Genomic DNA, 17,134 nt, shown 5'->3' with positions numbered 1-17,134 from the left:
GCCACCGATCACATATCACCCCGTCTCACTCAGACTCCCCACGCACCCACTTGCCAACGATATACCCGCGGCCCCGATGCACACCTGCACCGGGGCCGCGGCTTTTTTTGCACCCACACTTCACCCCCCACTTCCGGTCGCCCCTCCCTGGCCACTGAATAAGTTCCGACCACCGGCCGCTGCCGGTGCAGCGCAGGCCTTGAGGCCCAAGACGCCATTCACCAAATTCGTACAGCTTCAGCACTCTGCCGCTGAGAAGGGTGCATCTCCCGTTTTCTGCGATGCGTAGAGTGCTGTGCGTAGCGGGACGGACCCGCATAGCGAGTTTTACTCGCGGGTCGCACTTTGTGACCGGACCGCATCGACATCGGTCCGAGGCGGTGCGCCGAACAGTCGTCGGTATTCTCGGCTGAACTGTGACGGGCTCTCGTACCCGACCCGATAAGCCGCGGCTGCCGCGTCAAGGCCGTCGCCGAGCATGAGGCGCCGGGCTTCCTGAAGCCGGAGCCGCTTCTGGTATTGGAGCGGGCTGAGCGCGGTCACCGTTTTGAAGTGATGGTGGAACGCCGACGGGCTCATTCGCACCTGTCGCGCCAGGGACTCGACGCGGAGCGGTTTGGCGAAGTGGTCCATTAACCAGCGTATCGCCCGGGCGATACGCTGAGCCGGTGCGCCAGCGGCCGCGATCTGACGCAACCGGCCGCCCTGTGGACCGGTCAGCAACCGGTAGGTGATTTCGCGCAGCACCAGCGGTGCGAGAGCGGGGACGTGGCGCGGGTCTTCCAGGAGTCCGATCAAGCGCGTGACTGCGTCGAGCAGCGGCGGCTCCATCGGAGCTACGGCCAACCCGCGCGCCGGGTGCGCCTGCGTGTCGGCGTGTGCCCCGTCGGCGACCAGTTCCCCGACCACGCCGGGATCGAGCGATAGGCGCAGGGCGAGGTACGGTTCTTCCGGCGAGGCGACCGTCACGCATCCCGCGACCGGCAGATCGACAGACACGAGCAGGAAGTGCGCCGGGTCGTAGCGGTGGACCTCGTCGGCCAGGTGGACCTCTTTGCTCCCTTGTGCGATCAGACACAGAGACGGCTCGTACAGCGTCGCGATTAGCTCGGACCGCGCCGAAGAGCGGAACAGGGTCAGTTCCGCTACGTCCGTCGGGTGAACGCCGTCGCGACCGGTGAACCGCTCGATCAGCCGCGCCAGGTCCGACACCTTTTGTTCCATCATGGCGGCCCCTCGTGGTTTTTGCAGGCGGTTTCAGTTTACAGTCCGAGTGTGTCGTAAACCTGAGCCGGCATTCGGGTCTGTGCAGGATCGGGCAAGGATCGGCCACGATCGGGTTACCGTGGGTGGCGCTAGCGGCTTACGATTCTTCTTGTCGGGCGAGTCGGTTGGTTACCGGCGTGCAGGATCGAACAACGCGGCTCACGTAATACCGCGCCGCCCTGTCGGTATCCCAACCGTTCTTCCGTCCCGACTCCTGTAACCTCAAAAGGAACCGATCACCGTGAGCACACGCGCCTACGCCGCTCAGAACGCGAAAAGCCCGCTCGGGCCGTTCACCTGCCAGCGCCGCGACCCGCGCGCGACCGACGTCGAGATCGACATCCTATACTGCGGTGTCTGCCACTCGGACCTGCACCAGACCCGCGACGAGTGGCACGACTTCGCGCCTACCGCGTACCCGTGCGTTCCGGGCCACGAGATCGTCGGCCGGGTGTCGAAGGTCGGCAAGGACGTGACCAAGTTCAAGGTCGGCGACATCGCCGCCGTCGGGTGCATGGTCGATTCGTGCCGCACCTGCGAGAGCTGCGCGAAGGGGCTCGAACAGTACTGCACGAGCTTCCCGACGCTCACCTACAACGGCCAGGACAAGATCTCCGGCGGCGTCACCTACGGCGGGTACTCCGAGCGGGTTGTGGTGGACGAGGCCTTCACCCTGAAGGTGTCTGACAAGCTGAACTTGGCCGCGACCGCGCCGCTGCTGTGCGCCGGGATCACGACCTACTCGCCGCTGAAGCACTGGGGGGCCGGTCCGGGGACGAAGGTCGGGATCGTGGGCCTCGGCGGGTTGGGGCACATGGGAGTGAAGTTTGCCCGGGCGCTGGGCGCGCACGTGGTGCTGTTCACGACCTCGCCGGGCAAGGTTGAGGACGGCAAGCGGCTCGGGGCGCACGAAGTTGTGGTCTCGAAGAACGCGGACGGGATGAAGGCGCAGGCGGCGAGCTTCGATTTCGTCCTCGACGCCGTGTCAGCCGAGCACGACATCAACGCCTACCTCTCGCTGCTGAAACTGGACGGCACGCTGTGCCTCGTGGGCGCACCGGAGAAGCCGCTGCCGGTGGCCGCGTTCAACCTCCTCATGCCGCGCCGCAGCTTCGCCGGGTCGGGCATCGGTGGGATTGCGGAGACGCAGGAGATGCTCGATTTCTGTGCCGAACGCGGGATCACCAGCGACGTGGAAGTGATCCCGATTCATAAGATTAACGAGGCGTACGACCGCCTCCTGAAAGGGGACGTTAAGTACCGGTTCGTGATCGACATGGCGTCGCTCAAGGCGTGACCGCAGATGCCGATCGGCCCGGGCGGAGCGGGGGCCGGACTGTTAGACGGGGGCGATTCTTGGGGTAACTCTCCGGATGAAAGGTGTGTGGGCCGCCAATCGGTCGCGGCTCGCGCAACGCCTGTGATGGGGTGTCGAAGAAAAGATCGAGAATTTTGACCCTCGATGTCGCGCGGCGACCATCTTATTTAAGTCGGCGCGGAGCCTCTCTACATGCGGACGGACGCGCCGGTCCGGGTATGCCCACGGTCGGGCCACAATATGGCGGTGGAACGCTTGACCGAAACCGCGGAAGCGGCAGATGATATGCTGTCCGACCGTGAACTGCTCCGGCGGTTCCGTGCCGGTCATGAATCGGCGTTCGCGGCGCTATTGAGACGCCACGGAACGATGGTGCTGCGCGTCTGCCGGCGTGTATTGGAGCGGCCCGAGGACGCCGAAGACGCTTTTCAAGCCACGTTCTTGGTCCTTGCCCGAAAAGCGGGCGAGGTCGCTTGGCACGAATCCATTGGAACTTGGTTGCATTCCGCTGCCCACCGCCTGTCGTGTGAAGCGCGGCGGGCGGCCGTGCGCCGCCACACCCGCGAGTCCCGCCGCACGTTCCCGGCTCCGCCGATCGAAGGCGACGCACTCGCCGAGGTGAGCAGCCGCGAATTGCTGGCCATTTTGGATGAGGAACTCGCCGCTCTGCCCGAAGAGAATCGCGGGCCGCTGATTTTGTGCTGCATGGAAGGCATGAGCGGCGATGAAGCGGCCCGGCACCTCGGGTGCTCGGAGAGCACGCTCAAACGCCGATTGCGTCACGCCCGCGAACTGCTTCAAGAGCGACTTTCGCGGCGCGGAATCGCGCTGCCGGCCGCCGGGTTTCTTGCGCTGCTCGCAGCCGGCACCGCCGCCGCCGGCCTGCCCCCGGGGCTCACCGCGGCTACGACCCAAGCCGCGCTGGCCGTGAGTGCTGGAACGGCTTTGATTCCCGGTGTCGTGTCGGCCCGTGCGCTGGAACTCACTCGCCATTTGCTTCCGGCCGTTTCGGCCAAGGTTAAACTGGCGGCCGGTCTCCTTGTCATGAGCGGTCTGGCTGCGGTGATTGCCTTAGCCGGGTGGGACCGGAGCCGCCCACACCCCGAACCGCCTCTGCCGCCTCCCGTGGTGACTACGGGCGCCTTGCCGGCCCCGGGGGTCGGCGTCACGGTCGAAACGACGCTCCGCACGCGGGGCGATTCGATCCGTCAGTTCGCTTTTGACGGTAAGCCGGATACGTTCTTCGCGTCGGTCGAAAACGCCGGCGCCGCGGATCACTTCACCCTGGTGTTCGACCGGCCGGTAGCGGTGAAATCGGTCGAGGCGCACACTGGATCGCCCAACGAGCCCGATCGCCTGATGTCCGGATGGCTGGATGTTTCTCCGGACGGCAGCGCGTTCGAGCCGCTGACGGCGTTCGTGAACGGAGTGGCGCGTGGCGACGCGAAGGGGCGACACGTGCGGGCCGTCCGCATCCGCCCGGGGACGCAGCCGCACCGCCTGCTCGTGCGCGAGGTGCAAATTCAGTCCGAACCGCCCCTCGCAATTTTCCGCCACCCGGTCGAGTTCGCGGTCGATGCGAGCCACGCGCTGGAGATGACCGAGTGGGCCGCGCGTGCCGCCCGGGTGTGTGAACGCGCGTACCCGATGGTGTGCGACGAACTGGCGGCCGACGGGTTCCGCCCGCCGCACCGAGTTCCGCTCTTGGTGCGCCGCGACGCCCGCGCCCTCTCGGCCGCGTCCGCCGGGCGAGTGATCGTGTCCGCCGGGTACTTCGAGGCGAACCCGGGCGACGTGGGGGCGCTGATCCACTCCACCTCGCTCGTGGTGCAGGATTACCGAGCCAGGGCGGTGCCCACGTGGCTGGTCCAAGGGATCGCCGATTACGTACGATTCTTCAAGTTTGAGCCGGGGGTGCTCGCGCCGCTCGACCCCGACATTGCCCGGCACGACGGCGATTCGCAGCAGACCGCGGCGTTCCTCGCGTACCTCGTTGCGACCTACGACCCGGCCCTCGTGCGCCGGCTGAACGCGGCGCTCCGTGACGGGCATTACACCGACGCCATGTGGGCCGAGCTGACGGGCAAACCGCTCAGCGAATTGAGTGACGACTGGCGCGGCACGCTCCGCCGCTGACCGCGCCGTTCGGTTTTTATGCACCGCCGCGGCCCGCGGCGTTCATCACGCAAAACCCTCTCCGGCTCTTGCGACGTTCATCCTGTAACGGAGATATTCTCGTGACCCCGTCCCCGCGGACCGGGCGCCATGGCGCCTTTACCCTGATCGAGTTGTTAGTCGTGATCGCGATCATCGCCATCTTGATCGGGCTCCTGCTGCCGGCGGTGCAGAAGGTGCGCGAGGCCGCGGCCCGCATGAAGTGCCAGAACAACCTCAAGCAGATCGGCCTGGGGCTCCACAACTACCACGACGCGAACCAGAAGTTCCCGGCGGCCCGGGCGATCTTCCCGACGAGCCTGGACCCCAATTTCGGCGGGCTGCTCGTGCCGGCGTTCGTGCCGTTCCAGCAGAGCGACCAGCCGCCCGTCGGCGCGGAACACGTCGGCGGCTGGATGGTGCGCGTGCTGCCCTACATCGAGCAAGACGCGGTGCTGCGGCAGGTGATCGGCAAGTCCACCGCTGCTGACATCAGCGCGGGGTACGCCACTATGGCGGCGGCCAAGGTGGCCATGTACGTCTGCCCGTCCGCCGTCGAGCCGACCGGCGGGGTCGCGCCGCCGGCCCCCGTTGGCTTGGTGAGCTACGTCGGGGTGACGGGCAGTAACGAGAACTCGGACCCGGCCACCGGGAGCATCGGGATGAACGCGACGAACGGTATGTTTCCGGTGAAGTTCTCCTCCATGGCACCCGGCCTCAGCCTCCGTCCGAACACCCGCCTCACGGACGTGACCGACGGGCTGAGCAACACGGTCGCCGTCGGCGAGCGGCACGCGACCCAGCGCGGGACCACGTGGGCCGCGGCGGACTACCACACGCTGCTCGCGTTCCCCAACCAGAACGTGGTCGGCGGGTTCGGGCCGAACGGGGCGTACACCCCGGCCGCGTGCCCCGCGTCGCTGCCCGGCCGGTACGCGGCGTTCAGCCCGAGCGACCTGTGCAGCCAGGACCGGTTCAACAGCCCGCACCCGGGCGGGGGCAACTGGCTGCTGGGCGACGGTAGTGTGCGGTCGTTCGCGTTCACCGCGGGCACGACCACGCTCCCGGCAATGGTCACGATCAACGGCGGCGAAGTGGTGACGGAGTGAGCCGACCGACCCAGAACCCACGGAGACGACGCATGCGCGGCTTTCTCGTGTCGCTCGGCGCGGCGGTGGTGATGTCGGTTGCCGTGCCCGGGTGCGGCCCGGCGCGCACGGACGTGACCGGCACGGTTACCTACAAAGGCAAGTCGGTGGTGTACGGCACTGTCAGCGTGGTCGGCTCGGACCAGGTGACGTACTACGGGACGATTCAGGAGAGCGGCGCGTTCACCGTGTCCGGCGTTCCGGTCGGGCCGGTGAAACTGGGGGTGTTCAGTCCCGACCCGTACTTCGAGCCGCCGATCTCGGCGGCCGAGAAGGCGCGGCACGAGGAGGCGCGCCGCGCGTCAGGGGTTCCGGTACCGCCGAAGCCGCCGAAAGGGAAGTGGTTCCGGTTGCCCGGCAAGTATGCCGACCCGCTGACGTCCGGGTTGACGGCGGAACTCACCAACCCCGGGTCGCCGATTGATTTACGGCTGGATTGACGGCGCGGGGCGTTGGTCCTAGTTCCGGACGAGCCGGGGGGGGGCGAGCGCCTCCGGCTCATTTCAAACCGGCGCCTCGCAGTCACTCGTCCGGGGCGGCCGGGAGCGCGATGCTGAACTTCGTCCCATGCCCCGGGGCGCTCTGGGCCTCGATCGTGCCGCCGTGTGCGACGACGATTTTGCGGGTGGTGGCGAGCCCGAGCCCATTCCCGTCGGGCTTGGTAGTGTGAAATGGGTGGAACAGCTTCGCCAGCGCCGCCGGTTCGATCCCCACTCCCGTGTCGATCACGTCCAGACAGACGGAGCGCGAGCACGCGACGCCCTCTTTCGCACCCGCGCCGCTCGAATCGCCCCCGGGCCGGCCGATGAGTGTGAGCGTGCCGCCGTCGGGCATCGCGTCAAGCGCGTTCAGTCCGAGGTTCAGTAACGCCTGCTCGAACAGGTCGCAGTCGAGACACACCGGCGCGAGGTCGGGCGCGGAGAACCATTTGATTTCGACCCCGCGGGCCTTCGCGACCGGGCTGAGGAAGTCGATCACCGCGCCCACCACCGCGCCCAGCGCCGCGGGCCGAGTGTGCAACTCGCGGAGCCGGGCGAACCGCAAGAAGTCGTTCGACAGGTTGAGCAGCTTGCGGCACTCGCCGGACAGGCGCGACACCCGCTCCAGGGCCTTCCGCTCGCGCGGAGACTGTGCGTCCTCGAAATCCTCCGCGAGCAACTGGAGGTTGAGCGAGAGCGTGCCGAGGTGGTTTTTGATCTCGTGGATGAACCCGGCGGCCAGTTCCCCGATGCCCCCCTCGCTCGCGGGCGGCGGGTCGGCGCACGGTCCCGGCGGTTCAGGATCGGTCATAGCGCGGCCTCCGCGGGTGGGGCTAATCTACGCGGCCGTGCGCCCTTGAAAACGCCCGACGGGTTCCAATCCTAAACAGCGTAACCGGCCCGGCCCAGCCGTGCCCCCGGGCTTTCACTGGCGCCCCAGGATTTTCTACACATGGCGGATCCCACTCGCGGTAAGCTCGGCATCGTGGTCGGCGGCGGCCCGGCCCCGGGCATCAACGGCGTCATCAGCTCCGTGACCATTGAGGCCATCAACCGCGGGCTCGAGGTGGTGGGCATCCGGGACGGGTTCAAGTACCTCGCGGCCGGCGACGTTTCGCAGGTGCGCCCGCTTACCATCCCGGATGTCGCGCCCTATTACCAGCGCGGCGGCGCGCTGCTGGGCACGAGCCGGACGAACCCGGCCAAGAACCCGGACCACCTGAACGCGGTTCTGAAGGGCTTGGAGCAGCTCGGGATCAAGTACCTCGTCACCATCGGCGGCGACGACACCGCGTACAGCGGGTCCCAGGTGTACGCGCACGCGAAGGGCGCCATCAAGGTGGCCCACGTGCCCAAGACCATCGACAACGACTTGCCGCTGCCCCCGGGGATCCCCACCTTCGGGTTCGAGACGGCCCGCCACTACGGGGTGCAGGTCGCTCGGAACTTGCACGAGGACGCGAAGACCACCACCCGGTGGTACATCCTCGTGAGCATGGGCCGGGCCGCCGGGCACCTTGCGCTGGGCATCGGTAAGGCCAGCGCCGCGACCGTCACCCTGATCGCGGAAGAGCTGAAGGGGAAGGACGTCTCGGTCGAGCTGATCTGCGACATCGTTATCGGCGCGATGATCAAGCGCAAGGCGCAAGGGAAGGGCTACGGGGTCGCGGTTCTGGCCGAAGGGCTGTTGGAAGAGATCGGCGAGACGAAGCTCCGTGAGATGATGGAGAAGAACCCCGGCAAGTTCGGCTCCATCGAGCTCGACGCGTTCGGGCACCTGCGCTTGGGCGAGATCGAGTTCGGGCGGCTGATCCGCACCACGATCGCCGCGCGCCTGAAGGACCTCGGCGTCAAGTTGGACATGGTCGATAAGGACCTGGGGTACGAGCTGCGGTGCGCCGACCCGATCCCGTTCGACGCCGAGTACACCCGCAACCTCGGGTACGGTGCGGTCAAGTTCCTGCTGTCGCCGGAGGCCGAGAAGAACGGCGTGGTGGTGACGTTCGTGGGCGGGAACATGGTGCCGCGGCCGTTCCCGGAGATGATCGACCCCGCGACCAAGAAGATGCGCACCCGGCTGGTGGACATCGGCGGCGAGAACTACGAGGTCGCGCGCCGGTACATGATTCGGCTGGAACAGAGCGACTTCGACGACGCGACCCGACTGGAGCGCCTCGCGGCGGTCGTGAAGATGACCCCGGAACAGTTCCGCGAGCGGTTCGGTTACATTGTTCGCTGAACACGACCAACACAAGGTTGACCGCGAAGAGCGCACGGGTCTCAAACGGACACCCGGTAGAGCGATGAATCTCTACCGGGTGTCCGTTTGAGACCCGTGTGCTCTTCGCGGCTGTCCCGTCTTGTGACTCAGACTTTCGGGCTTTCGGATACTGGTGCCGCCGGCTCACTTGTCTTGGCCGGGGGCTCGGCGGCCGGTGACACCAATACCGCTTGTACCAGCAGAAGCACCGCGCCCACCACGAGGCAGCAGTCGGCGACGTTAAACACCGGCCATTCGATCTTGTAGAAGTACAAGAAGTCGCGGACCCCGCCGAACACGAGGCGGTCGTAAAGGTTGCCGACGGTGCCCCCGAGGATGAGACCGAGCGCGGCCATCAGCCCGCGTTCACGAGCCGTGTGCTGTCGCGTGCCCCAGACGAGGATCGCCAGCGCCGCGGCGACGCTGACCACCGCGAAGAACCCGTTCGCGAGGCCCTTGCGGGACTGGCCGAGGCCGAACAGCGCGCCGTGGTTCACCCGCGGCATCACCGGGTCGCCGTTGGTGCTCCACGTCCGGAGGTCGCTGAACCCGTCGTCCGTTATTGGGGCCTCGCGGTCGAACTGCGCGATCAGCTTGAACCAGCCTGGAACCACGTCGTACTCGTTGCCGACGCCGTGCGCGAAGTTCCCGTCCTTGTAGAGCCAGCGGAACACGCCGTACTTACTCCCCAGGTCCGCGCCCAGCCCCACCACTGCCAGCGTGATGAGTAGCCAGCGGTACGTTCGATTGACCATTGGGTGGTTCCGTCTTGGCGGTAGGTTGGTGCCGTCGGAACATTCACGATAGGCCGCCTTTTTGGACCCGTCAAGAACGCTCCCGGCTCAGGAGAACCGCTATATCCGCTCGCGCCGGCAGACTCAACACGAGCCCCGGTGCGGCCCCCATGCGGGTGGGCTTGACCGCTCTGGGGCGCGCGGGAATGATTCCTTGAGGCCGTGTAAATCTTACGCGCCGCGCTGTTGGCTGTATCGTTCGCGGGGGCATCGGGTGGCCATGAGGAGCGTCGGAGCCGGACTGATCGTCGCCGCGCTACTGGCGCTCGCCGGGTGTCGGTCCACGGACCAGAAGAACGCCGACAAGGGGCTAACGGGCCTCGGTGCCGGTCGCTCGAAAGGGGACGCCAAAGACGGGAAAGATACGAAGGGCGGAGGGACCAAAACGCCGCCGTGGCTGGACGAGGTGAGCCGAACGCCCGGCGTGCTTCCGAAGGCGACACAGCCGACCGATCCCAAGGACCGCAACTTCAACGCAAAAACCGCGTCGCGCGAGTCCATTGCCGGGTACGTGTACGGCCCGGACGGACAGCCGGCGCGGAACGTTCCGGTTCGTTTTAAGAAGCTCGGCGAGCCCGCCGACGCCGGCGCCCCAATCGACCTCGTCACGAACAACGAGGGGTACGTCTCTGCGAACGGCTTGCGAACCGGCGACAGCTACGAGCTGAGCGTGAGCGTGGCGACGCAGGACGGTAAAACGTACGCCGGGGCCGTTCAAACTGTGGTACCGAACGCGGCGCTCCGAATTGAACTGCGCGACGACCTCCCCCCACGCGCGGACGCGGCGCCGCCCGGAGCCACGGTGCCGACCGCCCCGGCCCGGAAGCCAAACGACGCGTGGTCCCCGACCGGCCCGACCAACAGCGTCCCCCCGACCACGATTAGTGGTGGCGCCGCGCCCGCGACGAGCGGTTCTGCTCCGCCTGCCGGTGGCGTCGCCGAACCGGACCTGTTCTCGCCGCCCTCGCCGTCCCCCCGGCCCGCTCGCCCGGAGAACGTCGCGGACGATACGAAGGCCCCATTCCGGCCGCCGGTCACGACCATCCCCAACCCGAACGGCCCGCCGCCGCTGGCGCCCCTGCCAAAGAGCCCGCCGGCGTTCATTCCGTCGGGCAGCGGGGCGCGGCCGGTCGGAGGTGTGGGGCGGACCGTCGGCAAGTTCACGCTCCTCGACACGCTCGAACGCCCCTGGGAGTCCGATTCCGTCCGTCCCGGAACGGTCGTGCTAGTCGAGTTCGCGACGACTTCGTGTGTCCGCTGCCCGCAAGTGGTCCCCGTTTTAAAGGACCTCCAGGCGCGGTACGGGGCCAGCGGGCTTCAGGTGATGGGCGTTCTATGCGATGAGGCGTCGCAGAAGGACCGCGCTGCCGCCGCGGCGCGGTATGTGAGCGATCACAACTTGAACTACGCGATGTACGTCGAGCCGGTGAAAGCGGGAAGCATTCACGACCAGTTCGACGTGCAGGGGTACCCGCACGCAGTCTTGTTAGACTCGACCGGCCGGACGCTGTGGAAAGGGCATCCGCTGAAGAGCGCTGAACTCGAAACTGCCATCAAACGGGCACTCGATAAGTAACATGGACGACGACTTGCTCACCCCGCCGCGCCGCAGCAGTCGTGCAGCGTTCTGAGTAAACTCTTTTGCTCCTGGCCCTTCGCTTCCATCACGTCGATCTCGCCCGACGGCGCCCAAGTACCGCACTTATCGCTCTTCGGAAACACCGGCCTCTGTGAGGCCGGCTACAGAATACGGCGCGGATACGGATTAATCGGAGTCGGCATGAGGTCGCGCACGTGCCCACGCGGCACCGTCCCAATATGAATCCGTGCGCCGCTCTGAAGTGCCGCGAGTTCGATTGACGCTCCGGGTGGGTGCGGGTATCCCACTCCACATCCACAACGAGCTGTGATTATGGGCGTTCCGGGGCCTTTAGCGGGGAGCGGTCGGATGCGCCACGTTCGCACGGCCGCGGTTGCGATTTTCGGTGCGGCCGGGTGCCTTCACTCCTCGGCGACAGACCCGGGAGGGGCGTATGCCGTCCGGGTTACCGCCACGCAAGTGATTCCGAAGGAGTACGATCCGGTCGTGCTGCCCTCTGGTTCGGTTCCAGTTCCGCACGAGAAGAATGCAGAGGTGTCCGCGCCCCTTGACCAGCCTCTGACGCTCGAGCAGGCCGAAGAGTTGGCGCTGCGCCACAGCCCCCGCATCGCGGAGGCGCGGTGGGTGGCGAAGGCCCGTCAGGCCGGCGAGCGGTCCGCTCAGGCCGCCTTTCTGCCGACGGTGGGCACGAGCTACGCGTTCCAGGGCTACTCCAGCCACACCGGGTTCGTCGGCGTCCCGGACGGGGGCCGGTTCCCGGTGCTGCCGGTCCGCGGGTTCGGGCCGGGGAACCAAGACTTCGAGGTGCTCGATCTGCGGGTTCAGTGGACCGTGTTCCAGTTCGGCAAGCGGCTGGCCGCCCGCGATCAGGCGCACCTGCGGGCGGAGATCGCCCAGTGGCAGTGGGAGCGGACCCGTCAGTCGGTGGCGTTCGATGTTGCGGTCAACTACGCCCGCGTGCTCCAGGCGCGGGCGGCGCAGGCGGTGGCCGAGCGGGCCGTCGTTCGGGCCGAGGCTTCCCTCAAGGACGTGCGGAACCTGGCCCAAAACGGGGTGCTCACGAACGAGGACGTGCTCCGGGCCGAGGTGTTCTTGGCCGAGGTCCGGCAGGGGTTGGTCACGGCCACCAGCGAGTCCCAGATCGCCGTCGCCGGGCTGAACCGGGTCATGGGCGTCAACGTCAGCTCCCCGACGCGGGTGGTCGAGCGCAGCGCTGAACTGGACGAGTATTCGGTGCGGCTCGAGGACTGTCTGGCTCAGGCGGTGGCCGGCCGGCCCGAGTTCTCGGTTGTCCGGCTGGGTGTGGCCGCCGCCGGTCGCGGGACGGATGTCGTGCGCGCCGACTTTCTACCGACGATCGCCGTGAGCGGTGGCGGCGCGCTCGTCGAGGGGAGCCGGGTGCAGAACTCGCAGGTCGCGGACGCCGGCATCTCGCTGAAGTGGGATTTGTACACGGGCGGGCGCCGCCGGGCCGAACTCGACGGCGCGCAGGCCGAGGTTGAAGTCGCGCTCGCACAAGGGCAGCAGGTGTGCGACACGATCGCGTTCGAGACGCACGTCGCCTACCGAAACATTGAGGACGCCGTCGGCCGCTTGAAACTGGCGCGGTCGGCCGTCGGTCAGGCGATCGAGACTCTTCGTCTGGTGCGCAACCGCTACAACCGCGGGGACGCCAAGCCGACAGACGTGGTGGACGCCGAGACCGCACTCATCCGCGCGGAGCAGAACCTGAACGCCGCGCGGTACGACCTGCTCGTCGCTCTCGCGCGGATGAAGTTCGCGACCGGCGGTGCGCCTCAACCCACGGTACCATCAAAACCGTCCGGGGACGTGCCCGCCCCGCGCCCGGTCGAGAAGAAGTAACGCCCGGGTTAAAGCGGGCACCGGTCCGGACAGGTGTGTTACGTCCAACGATGAGTTGTCGGCCCGGCACGCGCGGAGCGTGAGCGGGCGCGACTATTCCTCCTCGTACTGCGGAGGGGACGGGCCGACCCGCTTGATGACGCGCGGGTAAGTGACCGTCGGGATCGCTTGCTCGATCCGCCGAATCTGGATCTGGTGGAACCACTCGTCCCCGAAGTCGAACAGGTAACCGAAGACCTTGTCTGCGGTCAGCCCGAGGGCGTCCAGCGTGGTCGTGCGCGCGTCGCCGTACCCCTTCCGGCGCTCGTGCGGGCCGGGGATGCCGTAGTTGGGGCCTTTGGGGTCGAACGGCCGTTTCCCGAACTGAAACTCGTAGAGGTGCTCCTCGAACCGGTCGAACGCCGCGAAGATGGCGCGGTGCAACTGCTCGAGCGTTTGGTCGCCGCGGATCTCGATGGTGCGGCTGATCTCCTTACCTGTGTACTTTTCGCTCACCGGCCCGCCAGCCAGGAACACCTCGAAGACGTAAAGCGTTCCGGGCGGCGCGGGCGGGACGGCGGTTACGCGGTCGGGTGGGGCCGCAGGGCGTGCGGACCGTTTCCCCGCGGCGCGCTGATTCCACGACGGAATTTCGGCTTCCGGGATCAAGATCTGGAGCGCGCGGGACTGCCCCGGGTGGCGCAGGATCAACCCTTTCTTTTCCAGCGTCTTGATCATCTGGTGCGCGGACGGCGCCGAAACGCACATCGCGGCGGCGATCTCGGATTCGGCGGGCGGGAAGCCGTGCAGGTTGATGTACGCGTGGATGAACGCCAGATAACGGCCCTGCGTCGGAGTGAAGTCTGCCATTGCCCCGCATCTCCCCGTTCCGTAGTTGGTGACCGTCCGGAACATTTTTGGCGCAGGGCCTCGAACGCGCCGAGTCCGCCCAACGGTCAGCGTAACCGGGTGCGGAAGCCGTGTCAGCTTGGACCCGTGACACTTCCTCGTTTTGTTTGCAGGTCGTGATTGCGCACGCGGACGATGCGTTTCGCGTGACCGCCCGAAAACAGTCGGCCGCCGCTACCGCTTAACTATTGCGTCCCGCAATTAGCCCCGCCGCGGCCCGGGTGCCTCCGGTGGGAGCCGGCGCAAGAAACAGGCCAGCACGAAGGTGGCCACGCTGATGACCGTCAGCCAGCCGAAGGCCGTCTGGTCGGCGTAAACGGCGGCGGTGGACCGGACGTACCGGGCGAGCACCTGGGCCGCCTGGAGGTCGGCCGCGCCCGGCGCGCTCCCGTGCGTGCGGGTGATCCAGTCGGTGAGCCCGGCCGACACGTCGCCGACCGGCACCCGATTCACCTGAATCGTTTGCCGGAGCGTGTCGAAGTACGCGTCGCCGGCCCGCTCGCTGGCGATCGCGATCAGCCCGCCGCAGATCGCCCCGGGCAGCAGCAGCCCGAGGTTCTTGATGCTCGCCGAACTCGCGATCTCCTCCGGTCGCAGGTTGTCCTGGGCGATGCAGATGACCGGGGAGGCGACGAGTCCCACGGCCGCCGCCCACACCGCCGCCACCAGCCCCACCCATTCCTTGCTCGTGAACAAGTCGATTCGGGTCAGTTGCCAGGTGGCAAGGGTCATACCGACCAGCCCGACGAGCAGCCGCAGCTTGCGGTTGTCGCGCGTACCGAGGTGGGCCGTGAAGACCAGTGTGCCGGTCATCGCTGCCACCGCCGGCAGCAGGACCGCGCCGGTCGCCACCCGCTGGTAGTCGCGGGTAATGGCCATGTACCGGGTGAGGATGCCGAGTACGGCGAAGAACTGGCCGTCGATCAGCGCTTTGATGACGACGCCCATTGCGAAGTGGTGCCGGGAGAACAGCCGCAGGTCGAGGAGCGGTCGGGGGGCGGTGAACTGCTGCCGCACGAACCCCGCGAACAGGGCGAGCCCCAGCGCGGCCACCGCCAGGGTTTCGTTCGCCCGCTGCCAGCCCCACAACTGGAACCGGTACAGCCCGATGACCAGACAGACCACCCAGGCGACCAGCAGGGCCAACCCTGCGAAGTCGAACGCCCCCGGCGGCTCCACCGCGGGCGCGTCTGGCGGGAGCGCCCGCCAGGCCACGAGCAGGCCAATCGCGCCGGCCGCGGCAGTGGCGTAGAAGACGGTCCGCCAGTCGTCGTGCGTAACGAGCCAAGTGCTGATGCTGGGTCCGGCGATGCGGCCGAAGTAGACGCCGAACGCGAACACCGCGATCCCGAGGTCGCGGTGCGCGGGGAACTCGCGCCACAGCAGCGCGAGTACCGTCGTCGCCACCAGCCCGTTCCCGCAACTCTGCACGCACCGGGCCACGGCCAGCGGGTCGGTGCCGGGGGCCAGGGAGGCCGCGGCGCTCCCGGCCGTGTACAGCAGCAGTCCGAGCAGGTAGCTGCGCCGCAGCCCGATGTGACTGGCCAGCCACCCCACGCCGGCGATACCGATAACGCCGCCCACCAGCGTCGCCCCGGTGACCCACTGGAACCGGTAGCGGTCGGACGCCAGTTCGCTGACGACGAAGATGCGGGGCAGTTCGGTGAGGGTGGCGGTGATCCCGGCCAGGAGCATGGCCGGGACGATGGCCAGCACCACACCGACGTGGCCCAGGAAGTCGCGCTCGGGCGAGCGGGGCGGGGTCACGGTCCGCCCCCCGCTCCCACCGCCGGCAGCGGCCCCTGCCCGCGCTCGCCCCGCGCCCGCAGCCGTTCTGCCTGCGCTGCCGCCCACTCCCGGTCGCCCGGCCCGTGGTCGATGACTACGGATACGGACAGCCCCGGTCGGAGGTCGCCCCAGCGTTCGTCCCGGTCGGGGAGGATGCGGACCGGCACCCGTTGCGGCACCTTGGTGAATTCCCCGGAGCTCACGTCCCGGGGCACGAGCGCGAAGTTGGCCCCGGTCGCCTGTCCGACCCAGACCACCCGGCCGGCGAGCGGCTGCCGGAAGGCGTCCAGCTTCAGCACCGCCGCATTGCCCGGAGACACGCCGGCCAGCCGGTCTTCTTCCAGGTACGCGGTGACGTACACGAGGTCCGGGTCGTAGAGGCTGAGCACCGGGGAGCCGAGCGGGGCGTGGTCGCCGGGGTTGCGGTACCGCTTCACGACGATCCCGTCGAACGGGGCGACGATGCGGCAGTACTCGAGCTGGGTCCGCACCGACGCTTCGTTGCGCTTGGCCTGATCAACCTCGCGCTCCAGCACCTTCACCTTGAGCCCGGCTTCCTCCACGGTCAGCCGACCCAACTCTGTGAGCCGCAGCTCTTCGGCCGCCTTGTCCCGGCGGCTGCTCGCAACCGCCACCGCCTGTTCGGCGATCGCCACCTTGCGGCGGTTCGAGGTGGCGCGGTCGAGTTTGGCTTCGGCCGTTTGCACGTCGGCGTCGGCGGCCGCGCGGGCTTTGACCGCGTCCTCCCATTTCACCTTCGGAACCGACGCCTCCTTGAACAGCCGCTCGTACCGGGTCGCATCCTCGTCCGCCTTGACCAGCGACGCCTTGGCGGACGCGACCGCCGCCTCGGCCTCCCGAACGGCCTTGTCCACATCGACCCGGACCACTTCCAGTTCCGTCTTCGCCTGGGACACCCCGGCCTCGGCGAACGCGAGATCGGCCTTGGCCGCCGCGACGCGGCGCGGGTGCTCTTTCTCGAGCCGCTCCCAGGTGGACCGCTCGAGCGTCAGTTCGCCCTCCGCTTTGGCGCGTTTGGCGGCCGCCAGATCGACCGCCCGCCGGTGCGGTTCGGGGTCGATTTCGGCGAGCAGCTGGCCGGCCTTCACCGCGTCCCGCTCCTCGACCAGAACCCGGGTGATGAGCCCCGGGGTCTGTGCCCCGAGGTGCGTGAGGTGGGACTCGACGAAGGCGTCGTCGGTGAGGGAGTGGGTCAGACGGTAGTGAACGTAGGGGGCCACCCCGAGCGCAGCGACCAGCGCCGCGGCGATCACCAGGGCGGTCGTCCACGTGGCCCGCGACCGCCAGCGCCGGGGCGGATCAGGTAAGGCGGGAGGAACTGGCGGGGGCATGTTCGTATCCAGTCGTGATACAAAATGGATACACGACGACGCGCCACGCATTACACGCGCCGCGACTCAGCCGGCGCTGGTGGCGACCGTGTCGAGATGTTCCACGAAACCGGCTCCGCATTTCAAGGCCTCTGATGCCTGGGCGGGAGGACGCCGCTCCCTTCGATTTGAAGACGAACCAGGGGTGGTTCTTCGGACCGTGCCGGTCTTGCGATCCGGCATCG

13 protein-coding genes are annotated in these 17,134 nt (G+C 67.8%); 7 read left to right on the top strand and 6 right to left on the bottom strand.

The window, feature by feature from the left end; all coding sequences use genetic code 11:
• Window positions 1-327 precede the first annotated feature (327 nt).
• Complete coding sequence (locus R5W23_RS16690; RefSeq protein ID WP_320687275.1) at window positions 328-1,227, bottom strand: AraC family transcriptional regulator; 900 nt, start codon at window positions 1,225-1,227, stop codon at window positions 328-330.
• A 280-nt stretch (window positions 1,228-1,507) separates the two neighbouring features.
• Here R5W23_RS16690 and R5W23_RS16685 point away from each other — a divergent pair, with 280 nt between their 5' ends.
• The 4 genes from R5W23_RS16685 (at window position 1,508) to R5W23_RS16670 (ending at window position 6,326) form a co-directional block, all read left to right on the top strand.
• The gene (locus R5W23_RS16685; protein ID WP_320687274.1) at window positions 1,508-2,563 is read left to right on the top strand and encodes an NAD(P)-dependent alcohol dehydrogenase; all 1,056 of its coding nucleotides are present in this window, start codon (window positions 1,508-1,510) and stop codon (window positions 2,561-2,563) included.
• Between the two features lie 213 nt (window positions 2,564-2,776).
• A complete protein-coding gene (locus tag R5W23_RS16680) occupies window positions 2,777-4,720 on the top strand; it encodes a sigma-70 family RNA polymerase sigma factor (protein ID WP_320687273.1) in 1,944 nt (647 codons plus the stop codon).
• A 101-nt stretch (window positions 4,721-4,821) separates the two neighbouring features.
• Complete coding sequence (locus tag R5W23_RS16675) at window positions 4,822-5,847, top strand: DUF1559 domain-containing protein (RefSeq protein WP_320687272.1); 1,026 nt, start codon at window positions 4,822-4,824, stop codon at window positions 5,845-5,847.
• Window positions 5,848-5,879: 32 nt separating this feature from the next.
• Window positions 5,880-6,326 carry a hypothetical protein gene (locus R5W23_RS16670; RefSeq protein ID WP_320687271.1) on the top strand — a complete coding sequence of 149 codons (447 nt, stop codon included), beginning with the start codon at window positions 5,880-5,882 and terminating at the stop codon, window positions 6,324-6,326.
• An 82-nt stretch (window positions 6,327-6,408) separates the two neighbouring features.
• Here the strand turns inward: R5W23_RS16670 and R5W23_RS16665 are convergent, their stop codons facing one another.
• Window positions 6,409-7,176 (bottom strand): two-component system sensor histidine kinase NtrB, encoded by a 768-nt coding sequence (locus tag R5W23_RS16665; RefSeq protein ID WP_320687270.1) that lies wholly within the window; start codon window positions 7,174-7,176, stop codon window positions 6,409-6,411.
• Between the two features lie 141 nt (window positions 7,177-7,317).
• Here R5W23_RS16665 and pfp point away from each other — a divergent pair, with 141 nt between their 5' ends.
• On the top strand, window positions 7,318-8,604 hold the full coding sequence (gene pfp / locus R5W23_RS16660; protein ID WP_261188348.1) for a diphosphate--fructose-6-phosphate 1-phosphotransferase: 1,287 nt from the start codon (window positions 7,318-7,320) through the stop codon (window positions 8,602-8,604).
• Between the two features lie 128 nt (window positions 8,605-8,732).
• On the opposite strand, the gene lspA is transcribed toward pfp, so the two are convergent.
• On the bottom strand, window positions 8,733-9,380 hold the full coding sequence (lspA, locus tag R5W23_RS16655) for a signal peptidase II (protein ID WP_320687269.1): 648 nt from the start codon (window positions 9,378-9,380) through the stop codon (window positions 8,733-8,735).
• A gap of 259 nt (window positions 9,381-9,639) precedes the next feature.
• On the opposite strand from lspA, the gene R5W23_RS16650 reads away from it, so the two are divergent.
• Together R5W23_RS16650 and R5W23_RS16645 are read left to right on the top strand one after the other, a co-directional pair.
• Entirely contained in the window at window positions 9,640-10,995 is a 1,356-nt protein-coding gene (locus tag R5W23_RS16650; protein ID WP_320687268.1) for a redoxin domain-containing protein, read from the top strand.
• Between the two features lie 558 nt (window positions 10,996-11,553).
• The gene (locus R5W23_RS16645; protein ID WP_320687267.1) at window positions 11,554-12,882 is read left to right on the top strand and encodes a TolC family protein; all 1,329 of its coding nucleotides are present in this window, start codon (window positions 11,554-11,556) and stop codon (window positions 12,880-12,882) included.
• Between the two features lie 93 nt (window positions 12,883-12,975).
• Here the strand turns inward: R5W23_RS16645 and R5W23_RS16640 are convergent, their stop codons facing one another.
• The 3 genes from R5W23_RS16640 to R5W23_RS16630 all read right to left on the bottom strand — a co-directional run bounded on the left by R5W23_RS16640 (window position 12,976) and on the right by R5W23_RS16630 (window position 16,910).
• Window positions 12,976-13,731 (bottom strand): IS1096 element passenger TnpR family protein, encoded by a 756-nt coding sequence (locus R5W23_RS16640; protein WP_320687266.1) that lies wholly within the window; start codon window positions 13,729-13,731, stop codon window positions 12,976-12,978.
• Window positions 13,732-13,971: 240 nt separating this feature from the next.
• Complete coding sequence (locus R5W23_RS16635; RefSeq protein ID WP_320687265.1) at window positions 13,972-15,537, bottom strand: MFS transporter; 1,566 nt, start codon at window positions 15,535-15,537, stop codon at window positions 13,972-13,974.
• Entirely contained in the window at window positions 15,534-16,910 is a 1,377-nt protein-coding gene (locus R5W23_RS16630) for an HlyD family secretion protein (protein WP_320687264.1), read from the bottom strand. The genes R5W23_RS16635 and R5W23_RS16630 overlap by 4 nt, the downstream gene beginning before the upstream one ends.
• Window positions 16,911-17,134 lie beyond the last annotated feature (224 nt).

It is taken from the genome of Gemmata algarum, from assembly GCF_034097035.1.
GTDB classification, from domain to species: domain Bacteria; phylum Planctomycetota; class Planctomycetia; order Gemmatales; family Gemmataceae; genus Gemmata; species Gemmata algarum.
This window is presented reverse-complemented; position numbering and strand designations above follow the sequence as displayed.

Excerpts from the sequence above, each read along its gene's own strand:
- lspA (WP_320687269.1), bottom strand. The coding sequence starts at position 9,380 with ATGGTCAATCGAACGTACCGCTGGCTACTCATCACGCTGGCAGTGGTG.
- pfp (WP_261188348.1), top strand. The coding sequence starts at position 7,318 with ATGGCGGATCCCACTCGCGGTAAGCTCGGCATCGTGGTCGGCGGCGGC.
- R5W23_RS16670 (WP_320687271.1), top strand. The coding sequence starts at position 5,880 with ATGCGCGGCTTTCTCGTGTCGCTCGGCGCGGCGGTGGTGATGTCGGTT.
- R5W23_RS16640 (WP_320687266.1), bottom strand. The coding sequence starts at position 13,731 with ATGGCAGACTTCACTCCGACGCAGGGCCGTTATCTGGCGTTCATCCAC.
- R5W23_RS16630 (WP_320687264.1), bottom strand. The coding sequence starts at position 16,910 with ATGCCCCCGCCAGTTCCTCCCGCCTTACCTGATCCGCCCCGGCGCTGG.
- R5W23_RS16690 (WP_320687275.1), bottom strand. The coding sequence starts at position 1,227 with ATGATGGAACAAAAGGTGTCGGACCTGGCGCGGCTGATCGAGCGGTTC.
- R5W23_RS16680 (WP_320687273.1), top strand. The coding sequence starts at position 2,777 with ATGCGGACGGACGCGCCGGTCCGGGTATGCCCACGGTCGGGCCACAAT.
- R5W23_RS16665 (WP_320687270.1), bottom strand. The coding sequence starts at position 7,176 with ATGACCGATCCTGAACCGCCGGGACCGTGCGCCGACCCGCCGCCCGCG.
- R5W23_RS16650 (WP_320687268.1), top strand. The coding sequence starts at position 9,640 with ATGAGGAGCGTCGGAGCCGGACTGATCGTCGCCGCGCTACTGGCGCTC.